This is a genomic window from Aurantimonas sp. A3-2-R12, from assembly GCF_036016755.1.
Classification (GTDB): domain Bacteria; phylum Pseudomonadota; class Alphaproteobacteria; order Rhizobiales; family Rhizobiaceae; genus Aurantimonas; species Aurantimonas coralicida_A.
In genome coordinates, this window is sequence record NZ_JAYXIH010000023.1 from 14,567 (window position 1) to 38,317 (window position 23,751).

At 63.6% G+C, this 23,751-nt stretch carries 24 protein-coding genes and 2 pseudogenes; 22 read left to right on the top strand and 4 right to left on the bottom strand.

The genetic code is table 11. The annotated features are described in order from the left end of the window. The first annotated feature begins 2 nt into the window (after window positions 1–2). The 13 genes from VSX60_RS13095 (at window position 3) to VSX60_RS13155 (ending at window position 12,650) form a co-directional block, all read left to right on the top strand. Window positions 3–851: an enoyl-CoA hydratase gene (locus tag VSX60_RS13095; protein ID WP_327624653.1), complete on the top strand. Its 849-nt coding sequence runs from the start codon at window positions 3–5 to the stop codon at window positions 849–851. Then, window positions 848–1,849 (top strand): ABC transporter substrate-binding protein, encoded by a 1,002-nt coding sequence (locus tag VSX60_RS13100; RefSeq protein WP_327624654.1) that lies wholly within the window; start codon window positions 848–850, stop codon window positions 1,847–1,849. The genes VSX60_RS13095 and VSX60_RS13100 overlap by 4 nt, the downstream gene beginning before the upstream one ends. 73 nt (window positions 1,850–1,922) lie before the next feature. Next, the gene (locus VSX60_RS13105; RefSeq protein WP_327624655.1) at window positions 1,923–2,831 is read left to right on the top strand and encodes an ABC transporter permease; all 909 of its coding nucleotides are present in this window, start codon (window positions 1,923–1,925) and stop codon (window positions 2,829–2,831) included. A gap of 14 nt (window positions 2,832–2,845) precedes the next feature. Next, window positions 2,846–3,625, top strand: a complete 780-nt coding sequence (locus tag VSX60_RS13110; protein WP_327624656.1) for an ABC transporter ATP-binding protein — start codon at window positions 2,846–2,848, stop codon at window positions 3,623–3,625. Then, the gene (locus VSX60_RS13115) at window positions 3,622–4,515 is read left to right on the top strand and encodes a polysaccharide deacetylase family protein (RefSeq protein WP_327624657.1); all 894 of its coding nucleotides are present in this window, start codon (window positions 3,622–3,624) and stop codon (window positions 4,513–4,515) included. The genes VSX60_RS13110 and VSX60_RS13115 overlap by 4 nt, the downstream gene beginning before the upstream one ends. After that, window positions 4,515–5,285 carry a short-chain dehydrogenase/reductase gene (locus VSX60_RS13120; protein ID WP_327624658.1) on the top strand — a complete coding sequence of 257 codons (771 nt, stop codon included), beginning with the start codon at window positions 4,515–4,517 and terminating at the stop codon, window positions 5,283–5,285. Before VSX60_RS13115 ends, VSX60_RS13120 begins: the two co-directional genes overlap by 1 nt. Window positions 5,286–5,498: 213 nt before the next feature. Beyond that, a complete protein-coding gene (locus VSX60_RS13125; RefSeq protein WP_327624659.1) occupies window positions 5,499–6,665 on the top strand; it encodes an acyl-CoA dehydrogenase family protein in 1,167 nt (388 codons plus the stop codon). 259 nt (window positions 6,666–6,924) lie between these two features. Next, the gene (locus VSX60_RS13130) at window positions 6,925–7,998 is read left to right on the top strand and encodes a LacI family DNA-binding transcriptional regulator (protein WP_327624660.1); all 1,074 of its coding nucleotides are present in this window, start codon (window positions 6,925–6,927) and stop codon (window positions 7,996–7,998) included. A 1-nt stretch (window position 7,999) separates the two neighbouring features. Beyond that, a complete protein-coding gene (locus tag VSX60_RS13135) occupies window positions 8,000–8,959 on the top strand; it encodes a substrate-binding domain-containing protein (RefSeq protein ID WP_442873096.1) in 960 nt (319 codons plus the stop codon). After that, the gene (locus tag VSX60_RS13140) at window positions 8,956–9,747 is read left to right on the top strand and encodes an ATP-binding cassette domain-containing protein (protein WP_442873097.1); all 792 of its coding nucleotides are present in this window, start codon (window positions 8,956–8,958) and stop codon (window positions 9,745–9,747) included. Before VSX60_RS13135 ends, VSX60_RS13140 begins: the two co-directional genes overlap by 4 nt. Window position 9,748: 1 nt before the next feature. Then, window positions 9,749–10,750 (top strand): ABC transporter permease, encoded by a 1,002-nt coding sequence (locus tag VSX60_RS13145; protein WP_327624661.1) that lies wholly within the window; start codon window positions 9,749–9,751, stop codon window positions 10,748–10,750. Between the two features lie 12 nt (window positions 10,751–10,762). Next, entirely contained in the window at window positions 10,763–11,866 is a 1,104-nt protein-coding gene (locus VSX60_RS13150) for a phosphotriesterase family protein (protein WP_327624662.1), read from the top strand. A 16-nt stretch (window positions 11,867–11,882) separates the two neighbouring features. Further along, window positions 11,883–12,650 (top strand): glutamine amidotransferase, encoded by a 768-nt coding sequence (locus VSX60_RS13155; RefSeq protein ID WP_327624663.1) that lies wholly within the window; start codon window positions 11,883–11,885, stop codon window positions 12,648–12,650. Window positions 12,651–12,678: 28 nt separating this feature from the next. Here VSX60_RS13155 and VSX60_RS13160 read toward each other — a convergent pair whose 3' ends face one another. Beyond that, window positions 12,679–13,578: a ribokinase gene (locus VSX60_RS13160; protein WP_327624664.1), complete on the bottom strand. Its 900-nt coding sequence runs from the start codon at window positions 13,576–13,578 to the stop codon at window positions 12,679–12,681. A gap of 23 nt (window positions 13,579–13,601) precedes the next feature. On the opposite strand from VSX60_RS13160, the gene VSX60_RS13165 reads away from it, so the two are divergent. Together VSX60_RS13165 and VSX60_RS13170 are read left to right on the top strand one after the other, a co-directional pair. Beyond that, window positions 13,602–14,456 carry a BtpA/SgcQ family protein gene (locus VSX60_RS13165; protein WP_327624665.1) on the top strand — a complete coding sequence of 285 codons (855 nt, stop codon included), beginning with the start codon at window positions 13,602–13,604 and terminating at the stop codon, window positions 14,454–14,456. After that, window positions 14,453–15,112: a TenA family protein gene (locus tag VSX60_RS13170; RefSeq protein ID WP_327624666.1), complete on the top strand. Its 660-nt coding sequence runs from the start codon at window positions 14,453–14,455 to the stop codon at window positions 15,110–15,112. The genes VSX60_RS13165 and VSX60_RS13170 overlap by 4 nt, the downstream gene beginning before the upstream one ends. Before the next feature lie 219 nt (window positions 15,113–15,331). Here the strand turns inward: VSX60_RS13170 and VSX60_RS13175 are convergent. Further along, a pseudogene (locus VSX60_RS13175) lies at window positions 15,332–15,529 on the bottom strand (transposase); the annotation flags it as partial. 375 nt (window positions 15,530–15,904) lie between these two features. Between VSX60_RS13175 and VSX60_RS22590 the strand changes: the two are divergent. Next, entirely contained in the window at window positions 15,905–16,222 is a 318-nt protein-coding gene (locus VSX60_RS22590) for a DUF6538 domain-containing protein (RefSeq protein WP_442873098.1), read from the top strand. Here the strand turns inward: VSX60_RS22590 and VSX60_RS13180 are convergent. Continuing rightward, window positions 16,173–16,610 (bottom strand): PA2169 family four-helix-bundle protein, encoded by a 438-nt coding sequence (locus tag VSX60_RS13180; RefSeq protein WP_327624667.1) that lies wholly within the window; start codon window positions 16,608–16,610, stop codon window positions 16,173–16,175. The genes VSX60_RS22590 and VSX60_RS13180 overlap by 50 nt on opposite strands. Window positions 16,611–16,919: 309 nt before the next feature. Between VSX60_RS13180 and VSX60_RS22595 the strand changes: the two are divergent. Continuing rightward, window positions 16,920–17,048 (top strand): annotated as a pseudogene (locus tag VSX60_RS22595) (IS481 family transposase); the annotation flags it as partial. Between the two features lie 32 nt (window positions 17,049–17,080). Here VSX60_RS22595 and VSX60_RS13185 read toward each other — a convergent pair. Continuing rightward, entirely contained in the window at window positions 17,081–17,533 is a 453-nt protein-coding gene (locus VSX60_RS13185) for a BLUF domain-containing protein (RefSeq protein ID WP_327624668.1), read from the bottom strand. A gap of 222 nt (window positions 17,534–17,755) precedes the next feature. On the opposite strand from VSX60_RS13185, the gene VSX60_RS13190 reads away from it, so the two are divergent. From VSX60_RS13190 to VSX60_RS13210, 5 genes are read left to right on the top strand one after another with little or no spacing between them, the layout of a single operon-like run. Next, window positions 17,756–18,613, top strand: a complete 858-nt coding sequence (locus VSX60_RS13190; RefSeq protein WP_327624669.1) for an IclR family transcriptional regulator — start codon at window positions 17,756–17,758, stop codon at window positions 18,611–18,613. Between the two features lie 44 nt (window positions 18,614–18,657). After that, on the top strand, window positions 18,658–19,821 hold the full coding sequence (locus VSX60_RS13195) for a zinc-dependent alcohol dehydrogenase (RefSeq protein ID WP_327624670.1): 1,164 nt from the start codon (window positions 18,658–18,660) through the stop codon (window positions 19,819–19,821). A gap of 21 nt (window positions 19,822–19,842) precedes the next feature. Continuing rightward, window positions 19,843–20,760: an FAD binding domain-containing protein gene (locus tag VSX60_RS13200; RefSeq protein WP_327624671.1), complete on the top strand. Its 918-nt coding sequence runs from the start codon at window positions 19,843–19,845 to the stop codon at window positions 20,758–20,760. Next, window positions 20,753–22,633 carry a molybdopterin-dependent oxidoreductase gene (locus tag VSX60_RS13205; protein WP_327624672.1) on the top strand — a complete coding sequence of 627 codons (1,881 nt, stop codon included), beginning with the start codon at window positions 20,753–20,755 and terminating at the stop codon, window positions 22,631–22,633. The genes VSX60_RS13200 and VSX60_RS13205 overlap by 8 nt, the downstream gene beginning before the upstream one ends. Continuing rightward, window positions 22,633–23,643, top strand: a complete 1,011-nt coding sequence (locus tag VSX60_RS13210; protein WP_327624673.1) for a xanthine dehydrogenase family protein molybdopterin-binding subunit — start codon at window positions 22,633–22,635, stop codon at window positions 23,641–23,643. The genes VSX60_RS13205 and VSX60_RS13210 overlap by 1 nt, the downstream gene beginning before the upstream one ends. Window positions 23,644–23,751 lie beyond the last annotated feature (108 nt).

A 23,751-nucleotide genomic window follows, 5' to 3' on the forward strand; every position in this document is an offset into this window, starting at 1 on the left:
CAATGGAGAACGCAACCATCCACTATGAACGCGAGGGGCATGTCGCGCGTCTCGTCATCGACCAGGAGCGGCGGCGCAACGCCGTCAACCTTGCGATGTGGCGGCTAATTCCGGACCTGCTGCGGCAGGCCGCGGCCGATCCAGATGTCCGGCTGGTGGTGGTAACCGGCTGTGGATCCGCCGCGTTTTCCGCGGGTGCAGACATTTCCGAGTTCGCCGCACTTCGCGCGACCGCAAGCGGCGTCGAGGCTTATGAAGTGGCTGTCACGGCTGCCCTCGACGCGTTACTCGGCTGCCCGAAGCCGACCATCGCCGCAGTGCGTGGCGTCTGCTTCGGCGGGGGCATGGAAATTGCGCTGTGCTGCGACTTGCGCTTTGCGGACGCCCAAGCGCGCTTCCGCATGCCGGGCGCCCAACTTGGCCTCGGCTACGCCTATTCCGCGGTGCGGCTGATCGCGGATCGGCTGGGGGCGACCGCGACCGCCGACATTCTGTTTACCGGGCGTGAGATCAGCGCCGCCGAGGCCGCAAGGCTCGGGATCGCCCAATGCGTGAGCGCCGCCGAAACGTTCGACGCCGACGTGGCGGCGGTGGTCGCGCGGATCGCCGGTAACGCGCCGCTGACGCTGCTCGCGGCCAAGCGGGCCCTTATCGATCTCGCCAGGCCCGATCATCTTCGCGATCGGGCTGCCGTCGATGCGCTTGTCGCGGCGTGTTTCGCCAGCGAGGACTACGCGGAAGGTCGGGCGGCCTTCCGGGAAAAACGCGAACCGCTCTTTCGGGCCGGTGCCGGGACGGCCCCGCAACAAGAGCCCTCCGACCTTTCTTCGGCGCAAAAGGTGACGTCATGAAACGATCCAGCATCCTACGGCACACGATCGGGCTGGCCGCGGCCGCCATCGTCGCCGTATCCCCCATGAAAGCCTTCGCTGTGGGCCCTGAGCCCGAACCCTTGTCGCCGCCGGTCGAACTCACGGTCGGTTATCAAAAGGTCGGCCACCTGGCCCCGATCACGCTGATCTCCGAGGACTTGAAGAAGCTCGGCGTCGATCTGAAGACGGTGGAGTTCGCCCGTTATGCCGACGCGCGCACCGCGCTCCTCTCAGGGTCGCTTGAAATGGCGACGGTCGGACCGGCCGATCTCGCCATCGCGCTGTCGCAGGGATCGACCAACATCGTCGGTATCATGGGCGTCGGTTCGTCGCCGAAATACGTCATCGGCCGCGAGGGCGTGAAGCTCGATTCCTGGGAAGACCTCAAGGGCAAGACCGTCGCCATCGCGCCGGGTTCGGCCGTCTGGTTCCAGTTCGCCGCGACCTTGACCGAACAGGGGATTCCCTATGACAGCTTCAAGGCGGTGAACATCCAGGGCGGCGGCGCCAATTTCGATCAGGCGCTGAAGCGCGGCGAGGTCGATGCCATCGTGACCTGGGAGCCGTTTGAATCGGTGCCGGTGATCGAGGGTTACGGCTATTTCGCCAAAGGACTGGAATACAGCAAGTCGGAATCGGTCGGCGCCGAACTCGGCATGGTCGTCGCCACCAAGGAGGCGGTCGACAACAAGCGCGAGGCGGTCGAACGCTTCGTCTGGGCCTATCTGAAGGCACAGGAGACTCTGGCTGCCGATCCGAAGGCTTTCGCCGCCGCCTATGCCGACCTGACCGGCCTCGCGCCCGACGTTGCCGCCGAGGCCGCCAAGCCGATCACGCTGGGCTCCGTCGTGACACCCGAGCAGATTGCCCGCCAGGCAAAGGCGTTCGCTGAGTTGGGCGTGATCCAGCGCGATGTCTCCGCGGAGATCGAAGACTATTGGGACGCCTCGCTCGTCAAGAGCGCCAAGGGCGAGTGACGGGACGCCGGCGGCATCGCTTTGCGACGCCGCCGGCAAACTCGCCGCAGATGCTGCAAACAGGAGAGCCGTCGTGTCCGACACCTCAGTCAAACGCCGCGGCAACAGGGTTGGCTCCGAAGGCGCCGGTCTTGCCGCGCCCGGTGGCCGTGCCCTGGGCAGCACGTTGCCGCGGCTCATCATGAGCGGACGGCTTGGATCGATGATCCTTGCCCTCGTTCTGCCGGTCGTCCTCGTCGTCATCTGGCAATTGGCGGGCACCAACGGCTCCCTGTTCGGCGGCGTTCTTCCGACCCCAGATCGCGTGGTGAAGGCGTGGTGGATGTGGGCGTTCGGCGAACGCGGTATGGGGCTCAACCCCTATAGCGGGACATGGCTCGCCAATGTCCTCTTCTCGACCCAGCGCGTGGCACAAGGATTTGCCGTCGCGATCCTCATCGGTGTGCCTGCGGGCATCATGATCGGCTGGAACCGCCTATCGGCGCAGGTTCTCGATCCCACGATCCAGCTGTTACGGCCGGTCCCCATCACCGCCTGGCTACCGTTTTCGATCGCCGTTTTCGGCATCGAGAGTTTCGGCGCGATCTTTCTGATCGCCCTCGGCGCCTTTTATCCGATCGTCATCAACACCACCCAGGGCGCGCGCCACGTCGAGCGCAATCTCGTCCGCGCCGCGCTGATGATGGGAGCGAACCGCTTTGACATCCTGCGTTGCGTGGTCGTTCCAGCCGCGCTGCCCTCCATCTTCACCGGGCTGCGGATCGGGCTCGGCATTGGCTGGACCGCCGTGATCGTCGCCGAGATGATCGCCGTCAAGTCGGGCCTCGGCTACGTCCTTTGGGACGCCTATTACGTCGGCAGGATGGACGTCGTCATCGCCGATATGGTCTCCATCGGCCTGATGGGCCTCCTGAGCGACCAGCTCATTCTGCTTGTCGAACGGTGGGCGCTCTCCTGGCGTCTTGTCGTCGCCAGCCGCTAAATCAGGGATAGATCATGGCGAGGATACAAGTTCGAGAAGTCGCGAAGGTCTATCAGGCGGTCACGCCCATTCGGGCTCTCGACTGCGTCGACATGGACGTGGCCGATGGCGAGTTCGTCGCGCTGCTCGGGCCATCGGGTTGTGGCAAGTCGACCCTTCTCAACATTCTGGCGGGTTTCGAAAAGAGCACCGAAGGCGTGGTCCTGATCGACGACGAACCGGTCGGTCCGCCCGGGCCGGATCGCGGCGTGGTATTCCAGGATGCAGCGCTGTTTCCCTGGCTCACCGTCTATGACAACGTGACCTTTGGTCCGCGCATCCAGGGCGTCGGCCGGGCCGAATACGACAGCCGGACGCGGGAGATGTTGTCGATCGTCGGCCTCAGCGAATTCGCCGATTCCTACCCCTCGCAACTCTCCGGAGGCATGCGCCAGAGGGTCGGTATCGCACGGGTTCTCGTCATGCGACCGCGCGCGCTATTGATGGACGAGCCCTTCGGCGCGCTCGACGCCCAGACCCGAATGGCGATGCAGGAACTCCTGCTCGAGGTATGGCAACGACTGAGCACGACCGTGGTGTTCGTTACCCATGATATCGACGAAGCCATCCTTCTGGCGGATCGGGTCTGCGTCATGTCGGCAAGACCGGCGTGCATCGCGCGGGAAATTCTCATCGACCTGCGTCGTCCGCGCTCCATCGACGATCTGACCAGCCCCGCCTTCATCCGGTACAAGGCCGAAATCATGTCCGAGATGCGCAGCGCCCACCAGCCAGCGGAGCCGATTCACGCATGAGCAATCCCCGCATTCCCTATCGCCTGGCCTCCGAACGGCCGGTGCTTCCGCCGATGCAGGGCAAGCGCATTCTCGTTCACCTCGTCGTCAACGTCGAGCACTGGCAGTTCGACCAGGCGATGCCACGGACGATCATCACGCCGCCGCATGGCAAGGAAACCATTCCGGATGTGCCGAATTTCAGTTGGGCCGACTACGGGATGCGGGCCGGCCTGCCGCGCATTCTCAAGCTTTTCGCCGAACGCGGTGTGCCGGCCTCGACCTCGCTCAATGCGGGCGTGATCGCGGCCTACCCTCAGGCGGCGGATGCGATGCTGCACGCCGGTTGGGAATTTATCGGACACGGCGTGCATCAGCGTTCGCTGATTCAGGCGAGCGGTGGCGAGGAAGGCCTTGTGTCCGAGGCGCTGGAGCTGATCACCCGCTTCACCGGCCAGCCGGTGCGCGGCTGGCTCAGCCCCGGCCTTCGCGAAAGCGACGATACGCCGGATATCCTGATGCGGAAGGGTGTCGACCATGTCTATGACTGGGTGGTCGACGATTTGCCATCGTGGATCGAGACGCGACACGGCGACCTCCTGGCAATGCCCTATAACCTCGAAATCAACGATTCGATCGTCTACGCGATCGAGAAGCATGCGACCGGCGAGATGCTGAGCCGCCTGCGTCATACGCTGCGGCTGTTCGAGCGCGAGGTGGAGGAAAATCCGAGAGTGCTGGCGATCGGGCTGCATCCGCATTTGATCGGCGTGCCGCACCGGCTACAGGAACTGGAAGACATGATCGATCTTCTGCAAGCATCCGACGACGTGCTGTTCACCACAGGCTCGCCGATCGCCGACTGGTTCGTTACCGCGACAAAAGCGGAAGCCAGCGCGGACTCGCGCTGATGGATCTGCAGCTCAGCGACAAGCGCGTTCTGGTTACCGGCGGCTCCAAGGGCATCGGCTTTGCCGTGGCGCAGGCGTTCGCGGCCGAAGGAGCATCGGTCGTGATCGTCGGGCGCGATCCCGAAAAGCTGGACGCGGCCAAGGCTCGGTTGACCCGGCACGGCGCGACGATCGAGACCCATGCGGCCGATCTGGCGATGCCCCGATGGCGGGAGGAACTCGCCGAAACTATCGGACCGGTCGATATCCTGGTGAACAACGCCGGCGCCATTCCAGGGGGCGACCTTCTAACGCTGTCGATGGAGCGATGGATCGAGGCCTGGCAGTTGAAGGTCTTCGGCTACATCCATCTCACACAGCTTTTCCTGAAGCGGATGAAGGCGGCGGGCGGCGGCACCGTCGTCAACATTATTGGCGACCTCGGCCGCTCGCCGCGATGGGACTATGTCTGCGGGACGACCGGCAATGCCAGCCTGATCGCCTTCACCGAAGCGGTCGGCGCCAAGTCGGTCGATTGGAACGTGCGGGTTTTCGGCGTGAACCCCGCCGGCACCAGGACGGACCGCGTCGTCGAGGTGGCTCGCGGACAGGCGCAAAGCACGCTGGGCGATCCCGATCGCTGGGCTGAAATGCTCGCCAATCGTCCCTTCGGGCGGCTGGCCGAACCCGAGGAAATCGCCAGCGTCGTCGCGATGCTGGCCTCGCCTCGCGCGGGCTATCTCTCCGGCACTGTAATCGATGTCGATGCCGGGCTGCGGAACAGAAAGTAGGACGGACACGTCAGGGTCCACGGTCTGCCAAGGGCGATCGAGACCTTGTGCGCGAGGACGAGATGGGCTTTGGGGAACCCACAAAATCTTGATCTTGTGGTGAATCGGCTCCCGCGAACGCGGCGGACCGTCTCTGCGACAAATACACCGTGGCCGGGGTTCGCTTTTTGGCGGGGTCGGAAGCCGCAATACAGACCGATATGGAGAATGAGAATGGACAGCAGGGTCGAGGGCGACGATCATCAGGATCTTCGGGACGCGCTGCGCGCGCTGTGCGCGGAATTTCCGGCGGAGTATCACCGCGCGCACGGCGCCGCCGAGACCTATCCCGAGGAATTCGTCGACGCCCTGACCGAAGCCGGCTGGCTCGCCGCGATGATTCCCGAGGAGTATGGCGGCTCCGGCCTGGGCCTCCTTGAGGCGTCGATCGTCATGGAGGAGATCAACCGGGCAGGGGGAAACGCCGGCCACTGCCACGGTCAGATGTACAATATGGGCACCTTGCTGCGGCACGGCTCGGAGGCCCAGAAGGGCAAGTATCTTCCGAAAATCGCGTCGGGAGAGTTGCGGTTGCAGTCGATGGGCGTCACCGAACCCACGACCGGCACCGACACGACCAAGCTCAAGACCACCGCCGTGAAGAAGGGGGATCGCTACGTCGTCAACGGACAGAAGGTCTGGATTTCCCGCATCCAGCATTCGGACCTGATGATCCTTTTGGCCCGCACCACCCCGCTGGCCGACGTCAGCAAGAAGTCGCAGGGGCTGTCGATCTTCCTTGTCGATCTGCGGCAGGCGATCGGCAACGGCATGACCGTCACTCCGATCCGCAACATGGTGGGTCACGAGACCAACGAATTGTTCTTCGACAACCTGGAAATTCCGGCCGATAGCCTGATCGGCGAGGAGGGGCGGGGCTTCAAATACATCCTCGACGGTCTCAACGCCGAACGCACCCTGATCGCGGCCGAATGCATCGGCGACGGCTATTGGTTCACGGAAAAGGCCTCCGCCTATGCCAGGGAGCGCGTCGTGTTCGACCGACCGATCGGCCAGAACCAGGGCGTCCAGTTCCCGATCGCAAGGGCCTATGTGAACATCGAGGCGGCGAACCTCATGCGCTTCAAGGCGGCGCGGAAATTCGACGCCAACCAGGATTGCGGAGCCGAGGCCAACATGGCGAAGCTGCTGGCGGCGGACGCGTCCTGGGAGGCGGCCAACGTCTGCATGCAGGTCCATGGCGGTTTCGGGTTCGCAGAGGAATACGATATCGAGCGCAAATTCCGCGAGACGCGACTTTATCAGGTCGCGCCGATCTCGACGAATTTCATCCTCTCCTATGTCGCCGAGCACGTGCTCGGCTTGCCGCGGTCGTTTTGAGCGGCGGCGGCAACAGGTTCGCACGCTGGGCCGTCTCGATTCGCCATGGGCTTCTCTGTGCTCAGTTTAAAGGAAAGCAGCCTAGCCTTGGCCGGAAGGTCCGCCAGCGCGGCCGGCCAAGTCACGGCGTGGCGCCACTGCACCGTTCCACATTGTCATATTCGGTGTGACCGGTTCTCGGCCATCCGAAGTTTGCGCTTGAACAAAAAAATGAATGTGGCAGTCTGAGTAAACCGGTTTAGTAAAGCGGTTTACCTGTATGCCATCGACGACAAGCGCCAAGCTCTCCAGCATGAAGGACGTCGCGAGAACCGCCGGCGTCTCGGTCGCGACGGTCTCGCGATATCTCAACCGGTCGCTGACTCTGCCCGCCTCCACCGCCCAGCGGATCGAAGCGGCCATCGCCAAGCTGGATTACCGCCGCAATCCCCATGCTCGCCGGCTCAGCCTCGGTCGCACGGACGTCATCGGGCTGGTTATTCCCGATATCGCCAATCCGTTCTTCGCGACGCTCGCCGCCTCGGTTGAAGAAGCCGCAGACTCCTTCGGTCTCGGCGTTGCCCTGTGTTCGAGCCTCAACCGCCCGGGACGCGAGCTGAAATACCTCGATCAGCTGCGCCGCAACGAGGTCGACGGGCTGATTTTCGTGACCAACCACAACGATCGCGACGGCTCACTGGCCAGGGAAATTAATTTCGTTTCGCGGGTCGTCGTGCTCGACGAGGACGTTCCCGGCGTCGCTGTGCCGAAGGTGTTTTGCGACAACGTCGCGGCCGGACGCCTGGCGGCCGAGCATTTTCTTAGCCTCGGGCATCGCTCGATCGCCTTTCTCGGCAGCGCGACCGACATGGTGAGCACCCAGGGCCGGATGGGCGGTCTTGCCGCGGCACTCCGCGAAAATGGCGCGAACGGCGCGATCACCTTTACCCGGCATGGCGACTATACGGCCGAATTCGGCCGCGCGGCCGCGCGGGAGTTCATCGAAGCTGGTCTGCCGAGCAGCGCGATCTTCGCCGCGTCGGACGAGATCGCGCTCGGCGTGCTCGATGCGTTCCGGCAGGCTGGCGTCTCCGTTCCCGATGACGTCTCGATGATCGGCTGCGACGATACCGCCCCGCTCCACTTGCTCGATCCGCCTCTGACGGCGATCCGGCAGCCGGTTCGCGCCATGGGGCGCCGCGGCGTCGAATTGCTGATGGCCGGCGCGCGGCCGGAGGGTGCCACGCCGCGCGAGGAACTGCTTCCTGTCGAACTCATCGAACGTGCCTCCGTTCGGCCGCCCACGGAGAGAGTGCACCAGCGCATGGCGGCTATCGAAAAGCAAAGGATGTGACATGACCCTTCGATTCCAAAGGCGGACCCTTTTCGGTCTGGTAAGCGGCCTGATGCTTGCGTCCACCTCGCTATCGCCGGCCTTCGCGCAGGATGCCGCAAGTCCGACCTATGCGATGGTGCAGATCAACCAGCAGGCGTTGTTCTTCAATCAGATGATCTACGGCGCCCAGAAGGCGGCTGACGAAGCCGGCGCGAAACTCGTCGTGTTCAACGCCAACGACGATCCGGCACGCCAGAACGACGCGATCGAGACTTATATCCAGCAGGGCGTCGACGGCCTGATCGTCATCGCCATCGACGTCAACGGGATCATGCCGGCCGTCGAGGCGGCGGACAAGGCGGGGATTCCGGTCGTCGCCGTCGACGCGATTTTGCCAGAAGGGCCCCAGAAGGCCCAGATCGGCGTCGACAATGCCGAGGCGGGCAAGATGATCGGCGAATACATGAAGACCTATGTCGGCGAGAACATGGACGGCAAAGCCGTTCTCGGCATCGTCGGCGCGCTGAACTCCTTCATCCAGAACGTGCGCCAGGAGGGTTTCGAAAATGTCCTCAAGGGCGATGACAACATCGAGACCGTCGGCGTCGTCGACGGTCGCAACATCCAGGACGAGGCGCTGTCGGCCGCGGAAAACCTGATCACGGCCAATCCCAATCTCAACGCGATCTACGCGACCGGTGAGCCGGCCCTCGTCGGCGCCATCGCCGCCGTCGAGAGCCAGGGCAAGCAGGACAGCGTCAAGATCTTCGGATGGGATCTGACCGCGCAGGCGATCGACGGCATCGATGCGGGGTTCGTCACCGCCGTGGTCCAGCAGGATCCCGCCGCCATGGGCGCGGCGGCGGTCAAGGCACTCGAGACGATCCGCACGGGCGGGACGGTCGAGGCGTCGATCTCCGTGCCGATCGAGATCGTCACAAAGGAGAATGTCGATCCCTATCGCGAGACCTACAATTGACGGTCCCACTGCAAGGAGAGGCCGGCCCAGCCGGCCTCTCCACCCCCGGAGCTGAGCGGGCGCCCCGCGTTTCGCTGCAGCAGATTCGCAAATCCTTCGGTTCGATCGATGCGCTGCGCGGCGTTGATCTCGACCTTTACCCCGGCGAGTGCCTGGGCCTCGTCGGCGACAATGCCGCGGGAAAGTCGACACTGACCAAGGTTTTGTCGGGCACCTACATTCCCGATGGCGGCACCATCCTTATCGACGGGAATGCGGTGAAATTTCTCGGCCCCGGCGATGCCAGGGACCGGCATATCGAGATGGTCTTCCAGGACCTCAGCCTGTGCGACACGATCGACGTGACCGGCAACCTCTTTCTCGGGCGGGAGATCACCCGAGCCGGCTTTCTCGACCAGCGCGCGATGAAACGCGAAGCCCGCAAGATGCTCGATGCGCTGGAGATCAAGATCCCCAACCTGTCCTTGAAGGTCGCGCAATTGTCGGGCGGGCAGCGCCAAGCGATCGCCATCGCGCGTGCCGCCTCCTTCGATCCCCGCGTGCTGATCATGGACGAGCCCACCTCGGCGCTCGCGGTGGCCGAAGTCGAGGCGGTTCTCGCGCTGATCAACCGGGTGAAGGCCAGCGGTGTGTCGGTCGTTCTCATCACTCACCGGTTACAGGATCTGTTTCGCGTCTGCGACCGGATCGCCGTCATGTACGAGGGCACCAAGGTCGCCGAGCGCCAGGTCGAGGAAACCAATCTGGAGGATCTGGTGCGTCTTATCGTCGGCGAGGGGGTGCACTGACATGGTGACCTATACCAGCCGGTCGGAGGGATCGCGGACCAACGACTTCCTGTCCGAGCACGCCCAAGTCCTCTCCATCACCGGCTTCTTCCTCGTTTGCCTCGTCTTCTTCTCGTTCCAGACGGAGACGTTTCTGACCACCGGCAACGTTCTCAACCTGCTGCGGCAGGCCGCGCCGGTCCTCGTCGTCGCCAGCGCCATGACCTTCGTCATCACCACGGCCGGCATCGATCTGTCGGTCGGCTCCCAGGTCGCGCTCGTCAACGCCCTGGCCGCCATCGCCATCGCGGCCGGCGTTCCCTGGCCGCTGGTCGTGGCGATGATGCTGGCGACGGGCGTCACGATCGGCCTGCTGCAAGGCTGGTTCGTCGCCCATCAGGCGATCCCGGCCTTCATCGTGACCTTGGCGGGGCTGTCGATCTTTCGTGGGTTGGCTCTGCTTTTGACCAAGGGCTATTCGATTCCGATCCGCGACGCCCCGGGCTTCACCTATCTCGGGCGCGGGGCGTTCCTCGGTATACCGGTCCCGGCGATCCTCGCGGTCCTCGTCGCCATCCTTGCCTATGTGGTCCTGACCAAGATGCGTTATGGCCGCCAAGTGGTCGCGGTCGGAGCCAATATGGAAGCGGCGCGCCGCGTCGGCATGCCGGCCAAATGGATCACCGCCTCGGTCTACGGTCTGACCGGCCTTGCCTCGGCCTTCGCCGGCCTCCTCATCGCCGCACGGCTCGGTTCTGGCTCCTCGAACGCGGCCGTCGGCTTCGAGCTCGACGTCATCGCGGCCGTGGTTTTGGGCGGCACCTCGCTGATGGGCGGCCGCGGCACGATCATCGGGACGGTGCTCGGAACCCTGACCATCGCGGTCATCGGCAATGGTCTCATCCTGATGCACATCTCGCCCTTCTTCACCCAGATCGTCACCGGCGTGATCATTCTGGCGGCGATCTGGCTGAACACGCGCATCTTCTCCTCTGGCCTGCGAATAGGGCGGCGAAAGACTTAGAAAGGGGGTCTCATGTCCCTATCGGATAACGGCGAGCGATCCGCGGCCCATGTCGGGTCGGGCCAGGTGATGACCGTGAATGGGCCGGTGCCGGTTGCAACGCTCGCGACCACGCTGATGCACGAACACATCCTCAACGACTGCCGCTGCTGGTGGAACCGGCCGACGGAGCCGGACCGTCAGCATCTCGCGACGTCGCCGGTCCATCTCGGGATCATCGGCGAACTCAGGATGGACCCGTTCGTCAATCTGCACAATTGCGCCCTGGACGACGAGATGCTGGCCATCGCGGAACTCGACCGTTTCGTCCGGTTGGGCGGCAGGACCGTGGTCGATCCCACCTGCCGGGGCATCGGCCGCAACCCTCAGGCGCTGTGTCGGATCGCCAAGGCGACCGGCCTCAACATCGTGATGGGTGCCGGCTATTATCTGCAGTCCTCGCATCCGCCCGAGGTCGCCTCGCTCTCGATCGACGCCATCGCCGACGAGATCGTCGCGGAGGCGCTCGTCGGCGTCGACGGGACGCATGCCAGGATCGGCCTGATCGGCGAGATCGGCGTCTCGTCCGATCTCACCGCCGACGAGGAGAAGAGCCTGCGCGGTGCGGTACGTGGCCAGGCGCGCACCGGCCTGCCGCTGATGGTGCATCTGCCCGGCTGGTTCAGGCTGGCGCACAGGGTTCTCGACATCGTCGAAGCGGAGGGCGGCGACGTCGCCCATACGGTGCTGTGTCACATGAACCCGTCCCATGACGATTTCGCCTATCAGGACGAACTCGCCAAGCGCGGCGCGTTTCTCGAATACGACATGATCGGGATGGATTTCTTCTATGCCGATCAGGGCGTGCAGTGTCCCTCGGACGAACAGAACGCGATGGCGATCATGCGGCTGATCGAAGCCGGTCATCTCGATCGCATCCTGCTGTCACAGGACGTCTTCCTGAAGATGATGCTGAGCCGGTACGGCGGCTTCGGCTATGACCACGTCCTGAAGAATTTCGTGCCTCGCCTCAAACGGCACGGGGCCAGCGACACCACCATCGACACCCTGTTGGTCGCCAACCCGGCCCGCGTATTCGCGTCGGCATCGCAACCGCTCTCTCCATCGCGACCTTGAAGGAGTACCCGATCAAATGACGAAAAAAATCCTCCTTGTCGGCGAAAGCTGGGTCAGCTCCGCGACCCATTACAAAGGCTTCGACCAGTTCGGCAGCGTCACCTTCCATCTCGGCGCCGAACCGCTTGTCGCGGCGCTTAAGGGCTCGCAATTCGAGCTCGTCTACATGCCGGCTCACGAGGCGGTCGACAAATTTCCCTACGAGCTGGCGGGATTGGCCGAGTACGACGTCATCATCCTGTCGGACATCGGGGCGAACTCGCTGCTGCTGCCCCCGGATGTCTGGCTGCACATGCGCACGGTACCGAACCGGCTGAAGCTGATCCGCGAATGGACACTCGGCGGCGGCGGCTTGCTGATGTGCGGCGGTTACTTCTCGTTCCAGGGGATCGACGGCAAGGCTCGCTGGGGCCGCACGGCGGTGGAAGAGGTTCTGCCGGTCACCTGTCTTCCCTATGACGACCGCGTCGAAATCCCCGAGGGCGCGCGTGCCGTACCGGTCGCTTCGTCCGACCATCCCTTGCTTACGGGCCTTAGCGGCGAATGGCCCGTACTGCTTGGTGTGAACGAGGTGCGCGCCAAGGAGGGCTGCGAGGTCGTGGCGCGTCTCCCGGACGAGCAGGGCGGCCATCCGCTTCTGGTCAGCGGGACCTTCGGAAAGGGCCGAAGCATCGCCTGGACCTCGGACATCGGCCCCCACTGGCTGTCGCCGGCGTTTTGCGAATGGGACGGCTACGGCAGGCTGTGGACGAACATCCTCGGCTGGCTGACCGAGGCGCGCTGATGGCCATGTCAAGCGACCCGAGCAACGCTTATCGTCTCCCAAGCAGGGCCGACAGTTCGGCACGGGTCGGAAAGGCCGATCGCGTGCCGGGGCGTGTGATGGTCAGCGCGGCGGCTCGTCCCGCGCATTCCAGACTGGCGCGGTCGATCCGCATTCCGGTTTCGGCGATCGCTGCGACGAGAACGGCGAGAAACGTGTCGCCGGCGCCCGTCGTGTCGATGACCGTGCAGGGTTCGGCCGGGACATGCTGCACCGAATTCGCGTCGCAGAGGAGGGCGCCATCTCCGCCAAGGGTGACAATGACGCAGGGAATACCGGCGGCGACCAGCGCCCGCCCCGCTGCCTCCCGGTTGCGCCCGGTGAAGAATTCGGCCTCGCCGTCATTGGCGACCAGCAGGTCGACCAATGACCAGAGTTCGGCGAAATCGGCATGGGCCGGGGAGGGATTGAAGACGGTCGTCAAGCCCTTCGCTCTTCCATGCGCGAGCGCGAACGCGGTGACATGTGTCGCCAGATTGCCCTGCAGGAGCAGAATGTCGCCAGGTTCTGCGTCGGACAGCGCGGCGACGATATCGTCGCGCGCAAGACTTTCGGCCGCCTGTGTGGTCGTCACGATCGAATTGTCGCCGCTCGCCGTGGAGAGGATGATGGAGACGTCGGTCGGCACGGACGCCTGGCACAACAGGTCGAGCGGCACGCATTCGCTCTCGAGTTCGCCCTTTAGCCACTGCCCTCGTTCGTCGTCGCCGATGGCGGCCAACAGCCTGATGGGAAGGCCCGCGCGGGCGAGAACGATCGCCTGGTTCGCGCCCTTGCCGCCGATATCGCGGGAGATCTGCCGCCCGAGGATGGATTCCCCGATTTTTGGCAGGACCCCGATCTTGAACGTCTCATCGGCCGCGACATTGCCGATAACATAAACAGTCATCACGATCTCAAGTTGGAATCAATATGCAGATTATATCTACAGAAAAACGAAGTGCAATATCCGAAATCTTCAAAAGAAATAAAGTAATAATCGGAGTTGTTCATTGCAAAGCCTTTCCCGGCGCACCCAATTTCCGGAATGGAAACATCACATCGGTCTATGACGCGGCGATGCGCGATGCCGAAGCTTACGTCGCCGGCGGTGTGCACGGGTTGATTATCGAAAATCACGGCGACATCCCGTTCCTGAAGCCGGATCTCATCGGCCCGGAGACCGCGGCCTTCATGAGCGTCGTCACCGACTGGGTCAGGCGGGAGATCGGCGTGCCGCTCGGGATCAACGTGCTTGCCAACGCCGCTATCCCGGCGCTAGCGATCGCCTTGGCCGGCGGCGCCGACTTCATCCGCGTCAACCAGTGGGCCAACGCCTATGTCGCGAACGAAGGAATCGTCGAGGGCGCCGCGGCGACCGCGCTGCGTTATCGCGCCCAGCTTCGCGCCGACAATGTCCGCGTCTTCGCCGACAGCCACGTGAAGCACGGCAGCCACGCCATCGTCGCCGACCGCTCGGTACCCGAACTGACCCGCGACATCGACTTCTTCCAGGCCGATGCGGTGATCGCAACCGGCCAGAGGACGGGCAACACCGCTACGCTGGAGGAGATCGACGAAGTGCGCTCCGCGACGCGGCTGCCGCTATTGGTGGGAAGCGGCGTGACCGAGGCGAATGTCGACACGATTCTTGCGCGCACCGAGGGCGTGATCGTCGCGAGTTCCCTGAAGGAGGGAGGCGTTTGGTGGAATCCCGTCGAAAAAAGCCGGGTGGAAGCTTTCGTTAACGCGGCGAGGAGGCAGATCGAGGCAGGGGAGCAGGCGTGACGCGACAGAGTCTCGATTTTGGCGATCAACTGGTCGCCGATCACACGGTTCTCTGGGACAGGATGCAGTCGCATCGGTTCGTCCTGGACATCGAGGCGGGGCTGCTGCCCGCGGCGGTGTTTTGCCGTTACCTCGTCTACGAGGCGGGATTCGTTGCGACGGCCGTCCGGATCTTCGCCTTCGCGGTCGCCAAGGCGCCGACGGTCCGCGAACAGGCTTGGCTCGTTGGTGTTCTCAAGGCGTTGACGGAAGAGCAGATGGAGTACTTCCGGGCGGCCTTCGATCATCTCGGCATCGATCCAGAACGATACGACCGCGACGATCCACAGGTGACCAACTTCGACCGGGGCATGTTGGAGACCGCCGAGACGGGAGGTTTCGCTGACATCGTCACCGCGATGTTCGCCGCCGAATGGATGTACTGGCATTGGTGCAGACGTGCCGTGCGGGCGGAGTTCGCCGACCCGGTATTGAAACAGTGGATCGACCTTCACGCGGCGGAAAGCTTCGGGGATCAGGCCCGTTGGCTCAAGGCCGAGGTCGACCGGCACGGGGCAACCGCCTCAAAGAGCGAACGGGAACGGCTATCGCGGCTGTTCGGTAACGTTCTGAAGCTTGAGATCGCTTTTCATGACGCCGCGTATGGCGACGGTTGATGCCGGCATGAGACGGCAAAGGCGAGACGCAGTCCTTGGAACAGACCCTTCGTTCCGCCTTGGGATTGGCGCTCCGGCCAGCGCAACGCCGAGAACATGAAACCAACGATCCCGGCAACCGGATGAAAAATCAAAGGCAATATCCCGGTCGTGTCCCATCCCGTGGTGTAACTGACGTTTGGCCTCGCGGATCGCGGTAGCGCTAAGCAGATCAGACGGTCATGCAGCAGGCAGGCTGAGGACGGGATCATTGCAGACGGGAGCGAGCGTTTCCAGCGTCATGTAGCGCGAGCGCTGGGCGGCCCATTCCTCGTTCTGCTCCATGAGGATGGCGCCGACGGTCCGAAGGACGGTGACGGCCTTCTCGTTCGGGAAGATGCCAACGACGTCGGTGTGCCGCTTGATTTCGCCGTTGAGCCCCATTGATCACGGCGTGATCGCCCAGGCGATGTGCAAAAAAGCCGAGAATTTCGAAAGCGGCAATCCAATTCGTGACGATATGCGAGCGGCTTTCCGCGTTTATCAGGGGAGTTCAGACGCTCTTCCACCGGTCTTCTGGCGCTACGGCATCGTGAGGCACTGGATTCGTCCACCGACGTCAAGTTACTGTTCTAACCGTCACACCCTGCGGTCACAGGAGGGACGGAATTTCTGGCGATAAGTACGCTGGATCAATGGCTTGAGCGAGAATCGGGCTGGAATCCCCCGTCTCCGCCATGCCTAAGCCATTGATTCATCGTCTCTGAGACGCCCGGATTCTCCACCTTCTGTCACAGCGCCTGTCACGTTTTTGTGGGCGTTTGTTACTTGCAAGATTCCCTCGCACCCTTCGTCACGAGGCGCGGTTCCGTCTTCTGGTTTCGCAAACCGGTTCCGGTCGATCTGGTCCCGCGCCTCGATAGGTCCGATATCCGGCGATCGCTTCGAACTAGCAACCGCCGGACCGCCGAAACTCGTCGTGCCGCTGACGGCCCACCCCGGTCGTTGGACGGAGGTGCTCGTTTGTGTACGGGCGAGGGCGATGTGCCCTCGCCCGTGCGGCTCCTAGGACAGCCTCATGTCAGTCAAACTGCTTTTCAAGCCGGTCGGCGAGCCGCTCGCCGGCGCTGATCTCGGCATGCGCGCGTTCGACCACGCTCCGAGTCTCGGGGGTGAGTTCAGCGTGTTCGAGCGCCTCCCGAAACTTCTTCGCGATGTAATCTTCGCCTTCCTCCACCCGCTCTGCCGCCGATTTGTTGCTGTCTTGGAACGCGTCGGCCAAGCTAGTGAAGGCACGGTGTGCGGCCCCCATGGTGCTGCCGTTTTCATGTCTATTGCCACCGAGACGAACAATCTCGTCGTTCAGCATACGCACAGTCTCACGGCGTTTAGCCGCCTGCTCGTGCAAGGTCTGTTTCAGTCCCGGGTTCTTCGCCTTCTCAGCAGCCGTCTCATACCCCAACGCGCTGTCTACAGCGGTATCGGTGAGTGTCTCGATCGTCGAAATTGCGTTGGTCACTACCATACTCCTTGGATCTTTTTTCAGTTCGATTACGTGAACGATTAAGTAGACGGAACGATCCCGTTTGCGTGATGGGGGAGGCTGGTAGAGAGAGGCAAGGAGGACCGGCTCGCCTGGAACTGCGCGCTGAATAGACCTGAATAGCCCCGGTTTTCGTGGACGCCCTCGGGTTAGATTTCCTACTGCCGTTCGAAATCGACGGGAGACAGCATCCCGTTTCTGGCGTGCTTTCGCTTCCGGTTCGCGGAGCAGATTCTTGACCTCCCCCGTGGTGGCGCCACGAGTTGAAGGACAAGCCGCGCAGGGGGCGCCCGCAATATCCCGGAGCTTCTGATCAGGAAGCTTGCCGGCGACGTGCGCATCCCGGCCACGAGTACCGTGCATGCGGTCGTGGATCGGCATGGTCTTGCTGCGCGTAGAGGCCGCCCGGACCGCAAGTCCCGAATAGGAAGCGGTCGCCAGTGAAATCAGCGGCCGTCTTCGCGCGGCTCGGTTGCCCAGAAATCCTTGAGAAACTCGAGGGAGCGATGGGCCTCGCCGGCTTGGCAGCGCGCGTGGAAATGATCGCTCCCCAGATCCGCAAAGGCCGGATACCCGGCGAGGCTTTCGGCTGTGGCGTTCTGGAAGGCCATCGACCAGTCGGCGAAGTCGCGTTCGGGTTTCTCGGCCTCTTCGATGACGATCTTGGTGTGATGACGCGGATCGGCAAAGATCGTCGTGCGCAGGGTTTCGATCGCGCCACGGTCGCCCTCGAGAAGCTGCATGAAGCTGCCGCGCCGGCCGTCCCTGCCGCTGGCGAACAGCAACATCCCCGAAATGTCGTGAAGCGGATTGTAGCTTCGGCTCTTCGCCAGGATCGCCTCGAGATCCGCTGGGCTAAGACCCTGCCGGGCCTGGCTGACATAAACCAGATAATTCACCAACGCCCCAGCTCCCCGCTGATTTCCCGCCTCTGAGCCTCTGCCATTCCGGCGGAGTGGACCCGAAGTTTGTTACCCGGGCACGATATAGACTACAACAAAATCCGATCAAATTTCACATTGTGAAAAGCAATTTGACGATGTGGATTTTATTTGACGATCAAGCGAGATCGCCCCTAGGCTGCGACCAAGTTGAAGAGAGGGGCCGACGGCCTTCCGAAAATGAGCGAAGCCGAACCGATGTCGTCCTCTCCCGCCAAGCCCAAGGACAAATATGAGGAGCCCGCCAGCGCCAGCAAAAAGAAGTCGGCGGAGGGGCGGGTCATTCAATCGGTGGACCGTGCCCTGAAGCTGATCGAAGTGATCGCCGGCAAGGACCGTCCGATTCTGCTGAATGAACTCGCCAGGGCGGCCGAGTTGAATTTGTCGACCTGCCATCATCTGGTGGCGACACTGGTGGCGCGCGGCTACGTCATTCATGCGGGGCGGAGCCGCGGCTACATGCTCAGTTCGAAACTGGCGGATCTGGCGGCGCTCGCCAGTCGCGAGTTCGATCTTTGCGAATTCGTCCACGACGAGTTGCAGGCGCTGAATGTCAGCTTGCGCGAAAGCGTCCAACTGGCGGTGCTGCGCGATTCCATTTTGATGACCCGGCTCAAGTTCGGCTCGCTGATGCCGACCCATGTGGAGCCGGACGAGGTGAAGAAGATGCGCGCGGCGCATGCGACGGCGACGGGCAAGGCGATCCTCGCCTGGCTGCCCGAGACCGAGCTGGCGCGCGTGGTCTCCAACAGCGGTCTGACGCCATTCACGGCGAGCACGATCACTTCGCTGTCCGCGCTCATCGAGGAATTGCGCCTCGTGCGTCGTTCGGGCTTCGCCGTCGACGATGAGGAGCTGGAGCCGAACGTCATCTGTTACGGCGCGGCGTTGCGCGACGGCAGCGGCGCGGTGCTCGGCTCGATCAGCGTTTCGATCCCGAAGAGCAGGGCAACCACCGAATACCGCGCGCACATGATCCGCGCGGTGATCGAGTGCGCCGGCAAATTATCCAACAGGCTGCGTGTCGGCCAATTTTAAGAGCAACCGTTTCTGTCAGTTGCGACGTCGTGGGAGGAGAAGACATGGCTATGGAAGAAGGTGTGAAGACCCATCCGGATTATCCGGTTCCGGAGACCATGAAAGCCTGGGTTCTGGGCGATCCGGGGCAGCTGACCTTTGTCGACAAGGCCGTCCCTTCGCCGAAGAAAGCGGAGGTCCTGGTCCGCATCGATGCCGTTGCCATCTGCGCCACCGATCTTGAGATCATTCACCACGGTCCGCCAGCGCAGATCGAGGGCGGCGCGCCGTTCAACAAGAACTTCACGCCGGGCCACGAGTATATGGGAACCGTGGTCGCGCTCGGGCAGGGCGTCGACGAATACGCCATCGGTGAGCGCGTGACGGTCGAGATTCACGCCGGCTGCGGCCAGTGCAAGCGTTGCCGGCAGGGCATGTATACGTCCTGCCACAACTACGGCAAGAACTACGGCAACGTCGACAAGGGCCATCGCGCCAACGGTTTCACGACCGATGGCGGCTTCTGCGAATACCAGGTGAACAACATCAACACCCTGGTGCATGTCGCCGATGACATGAGCGATGAGGAGGCGACGCTCGTCGTCACTGCCGGAACCGCGATGTACGGCCTGACCGAGCTCGGCGGTCTCGTAGCGGGCGAAAGCGTCGTCGTCAGCGGGCCGGGCCCGATCGGCCTGCTGGGTGCCGCCGTCGCCAAGGCGCTCGGCGCGCAGCCGGTGATTTTGACCGGAACCCGCGACAACCGGCTCGAGATCGGCAAGCGCCTCGGCGCCGACCACGTCATCAACGTGCGCAATGAAGACCCTGTCGAGGCCGTTCGTCGGCTCACCGACGGCAAGGGCGTCGACTATGTGGTGGAATGCTCGGGGGCACCGAATGCGGTCAACGAGGCGGCGCAGATGCTGAACCGCGGCGGCAAGATCTGCCTGGCAGCCTTCCCGAGCGCGCCGGTGCCCGTCGACGTGGCCTATCTGGTTCGCAACAACATCTACGTTTACGGCATCCGGGGCGAAGGCAAGGGCGCGACACACCGCGCCGAGGCCTTCATGCGCCAGAAGCGCTTCGACGCCACCCAGATCCACACCCACACCTTTCCGATGGAAAACCTGCCGGAGGCGCTGCGCTACGCCAAGGACCGCGTGGAAGACGCGATCAAGGTGGTGGTCCGCAACAAGCAGGCGCAAGCCCAGTCGATCGCGGCGGAATGATCAGGATCGAAGGTCGAGATAATGTTGTCCTTTGAGGAATACGTCACGCCGCGCGGCCTGCGGGAAGCGCTGGAGACAGTCGGCAAGCTTCCCGCGGACGGCAAGGTCATCGCCGGGGCGACCGACGTCCTGCCCTATGCCCGCGAGGGCCGGGGCGGAGACGTGCATTATTCGATCGTCGTCGATCTGAGCCGGGTCCGCGAGTTCCAGGGTTACGAACACGTCGGCAACCGGGTTCGGCTCAACGCGAATGTCGCCTTTCAGGCCTTTCTGACCGACGCCGTCCTGCGCGAGCATCTGCCCTGTATGCCGTATTGCGCGATCTGGTTCGCCGACGACCAGGTGCGCGAACAGGCGACGCTGGCGGGCAATATCGCCAATGCCTCTCCAGCGGCGGACGGCGTGCCGCCGCTGCTCGCGATGAACGCGGATGTGGAGCTTGCGTCTCTGGAAAACGGCGACATCCGCCGCCGGACGCTGCCGATCGGCGACTTCATCCTTGGTCCCGGCCGCACCGCACTGCGAGCCGGTGAACTGATCACCGCCGTGATCTGTGAATCGATGCGCGGCTATGGCGGCTCGTTTCAAAAAGTGGGCCAGCGACGCTCCCTCGTCATATCCAGGGTGTCGGCCGTCGCGCTGGTCAAGACCAACGCCGCCGGCAACGTCTTTGAAGACGTTCGGCTGGCGCTCGGCGGGGTCGGTCCTGTGCCCGTCCGGCTGCACGATATCGAGACCATGCTGATCGGCCAGCCCATCACCCGCGAGCTGGTGGCCGAAGCCAGCGTGTTGCCGGCCGAGCGCGTCGCTTCGCGCTCGCGTGTCGCCTATCGCCAGCGGGTCGTGCGGGGCTTTGTGGAGGCCGCGCTGGAAGACGCGCTCGTCGCGTGCGGCGCGCCGGTTCCGAATGCACAGCAGAGGGAAGCAGCTCATGTCTGACCGCGTCCTGACCATGACCGTCAACGGCCGCAAATTCGCCCGGCCGCTCAATGGCAGCTACCGCCTGCTCGATTATCTGCGCGAGGAGATCAACCTCACCGGAAGCAAGGAAGGTTGCGGCGCCGGCGAGTGCGGCACCTGTTCGGTCTTCGTCGACGGCAAGCTGGTAAAATCCTGTCTCATGCCGGCGGTGAAGGCTGACGGGGCGGACATCCAGACCATCGAGGGGCTCGCGCCGCGCGGTGAGCTGACCACCCTGCAGCAGGCCTTTCACAAGACCGGCGCCAGCCAGTGTGGCTACTGCATCCCGGGCATGGTGATGGCGGCCACGTCCGCACTGCGCGAAAACCCGTTCGCTGACCTCGAAGAGATCAAGGAGCGCCTCGGCGGAAACATCTGCCGCTGTACGGGCTACACGAAGATCTTCGAGGCGGTTGAACTGGCCAGGGATGTCATGAATGGCCGTCTTCCCGCCACCGCGCTCGATGAGGACGGCGCTGGCGCGTCCTATATCGGCAACAATGTCCGCCGGCTCGATGCGCCGAGCAAGGTGTCCGGCGCGCTGAAATACGCCGGCGACATGACGATGCAGGACATGCTGCACATGCAGGTTCTGCGCAGCCCGTATCCCCATGCGAAGATCCTCTCGATCGACACGTCCGCCGCCGAGGCGCTGGACGGCGTGGAATGTGTGATCACGCACGAGGATGTGCCCGGTTTGGACGGGTTTGGCGTCTTCGTCCACGACCAGCCGGTGATGGCGCGCGAAAAGGTGCGTTACGTCGGCGAAGCCGTCGCGGCGGTCTCGGCCGAGACCCAGGAGATCGCGCGCAGGGCGCTTGGGCTGATCAAGGTCGCTTACGAGGAACTGCCGGGCGTCTTCGATCCCGAGGAAGCGATGCGGCCCGGCGCGGTCGTCGTGCACGACACTGCCCAGGACAATGTCGTCAAGCACATCCCCATCCGCAAAGGTGATGTCGAGCGGGGCTTTGCCGAGGCCGATGTCGTCGTCGAGAACAGCTATTCGACCCAACAAGTCGAGCACGCCTATCTCGAGCCGGAGGCGGGCCTTGCCTATGTCGATCACGACGGCGTCGTGACCGTCGTCTCCCCGAGCCAGAACATCACCCACCATCGCCACATGCTGTCGACCATCATCGATAAGCCGATCAACAAGGTCCGCTTCATCATGAGCCCGGTCGGCGGCGGCTTTGGCGGCAAGGAGGACATGATCTACCAGGGCATGCTGGCGCTTTCCGCCATGAAGAGCGGACGCCCTGTTCGGATTGTCTTCACCCGCGAGGAATCAATCATCGCGACGGCCAAGCGCCACCCTTCGAAGGTGACCTACAGGATGGGCCTAAAGAACGACGGCACGATCACGGCCGTCTCGTTCAAGATGATCAGCGACGGCGGCGCCTATGGCATGTCCACCGAAGGCGTCATGCGCAAGGCCGCGATCCTGTCGCTCGGGCCATACGACATCGCCAACACGCGGATCGACACGTTCGGCGTCTACACCAACAACACGCCGTCCGGCGCGTTCCGGACCTTCGGCGCCATGCAGGCGCAGTTCGCCACCGAGTCACACCTCGACATCTGTGCCGAAAGGCTCGGTCTCGATCCATTCGAGATCAGGCGCCGGAACATGATGACGGTCGGGTCACATACGCACACGGGGCAGCGGCTCGACACGGTTTCCATCGGCGAGGTGCTGAAAACCGCCGAGGCGTTCTGCCGCTGGGAAACGGGCGCGCCGACGGGCCGCGGCGCCACGCGGTCGGATCTCGGCGGTCCCGACACGCGCCAGCCCTGCACCCTCGGTGCTCGTTTTCGCCAAGCGGCGGCGGATGACAAGCAGGAGGTTGCCTGATGAAGCGCTGGGCGAGGGGGCGCGGCATGGCCGCATCCTGGTACGGCATTGCCCGTACCGCGACGATCGACCGGGCGGGCGCCTGGGTGGAGATGGATGATGGCGGCACCGCGAAGGTGGTCACCGGCGTCACCGAGATCGGCGAGGGCATCCTGACGGTGCTCGCGCAGGTCGCCGCCGAGGAGCTCGGCATCCGGCCTGATGATGTGACGATCGGCGACAACGACACGGCGCGCTCGCCCGAGGCGGCGCATGCCGGCGCGACGCGCCAGACCTACATGATTGGCAACTGCGTCGCGATTGCATGCCGCGACGCCCGCGCCAAGCTCGATGCCGAACTGGCCGATCACTGGCAGGTCGATGCCGCGACGATCAAGGCGTTCGACGGCGAAATCTGGGCCGAGGGCACCAACAACCGGATGACCGTCGATGAGGCGGTGGCGCTCTGCAAGAAGCGGGGGGTCGTGCCGGTCGGCTCCGGCTCGTTCACGGCGCACGGCACCGGTCTCGATCCCGTCGACGGCTCCGGCGCTCCCTGGCAGGCCTATGTCTTCGGCTGCCAGGTCGCGGAGGTCGAAGTCGACACTTTGACGGGCGAGGTTCAGGTGCTGGGCATGTGGGCCGTTCACGACGTCGGCCGAGCGATCAATCCTCGCGGTGTGGAGGGCCAGATCGAAGGCGGCATCGTGCAAGGGTTGGGCCAGGCGCTGATGGAAGACTATCAGCTCGAAAAGGGTCACACGACCACCCACGGCTTCTCCAAATATATCCTGCCGACGTCGCTCGACATTCCGCAGATCAACACGATGCTGGTGGAAGACCGCGACCCGCGCAGCCCGCTCGGCGCCAAGGGCATCGGCGAACCGGCGCTGGTGCCGACGGCGCCTGCAATCATGAACGCCATTTACGACGCGATCGGCGTGCGCATCACCGCGCTGCCGGCAACACCGGAATCCATCTTGCAGGGTTTGGAAGAGAAAAAATCCGCCAAACTGGAGATGGCCAACTGACGGCCCCGACAGTGCTCTCGGGCCGGCCGGACAGGAGTCGTCCGGTTTGCCGAGTGTGCGTCCGGAGACGTTGAATTTCATCGCGGCGGGAGGTCGCCGAGCGCATTA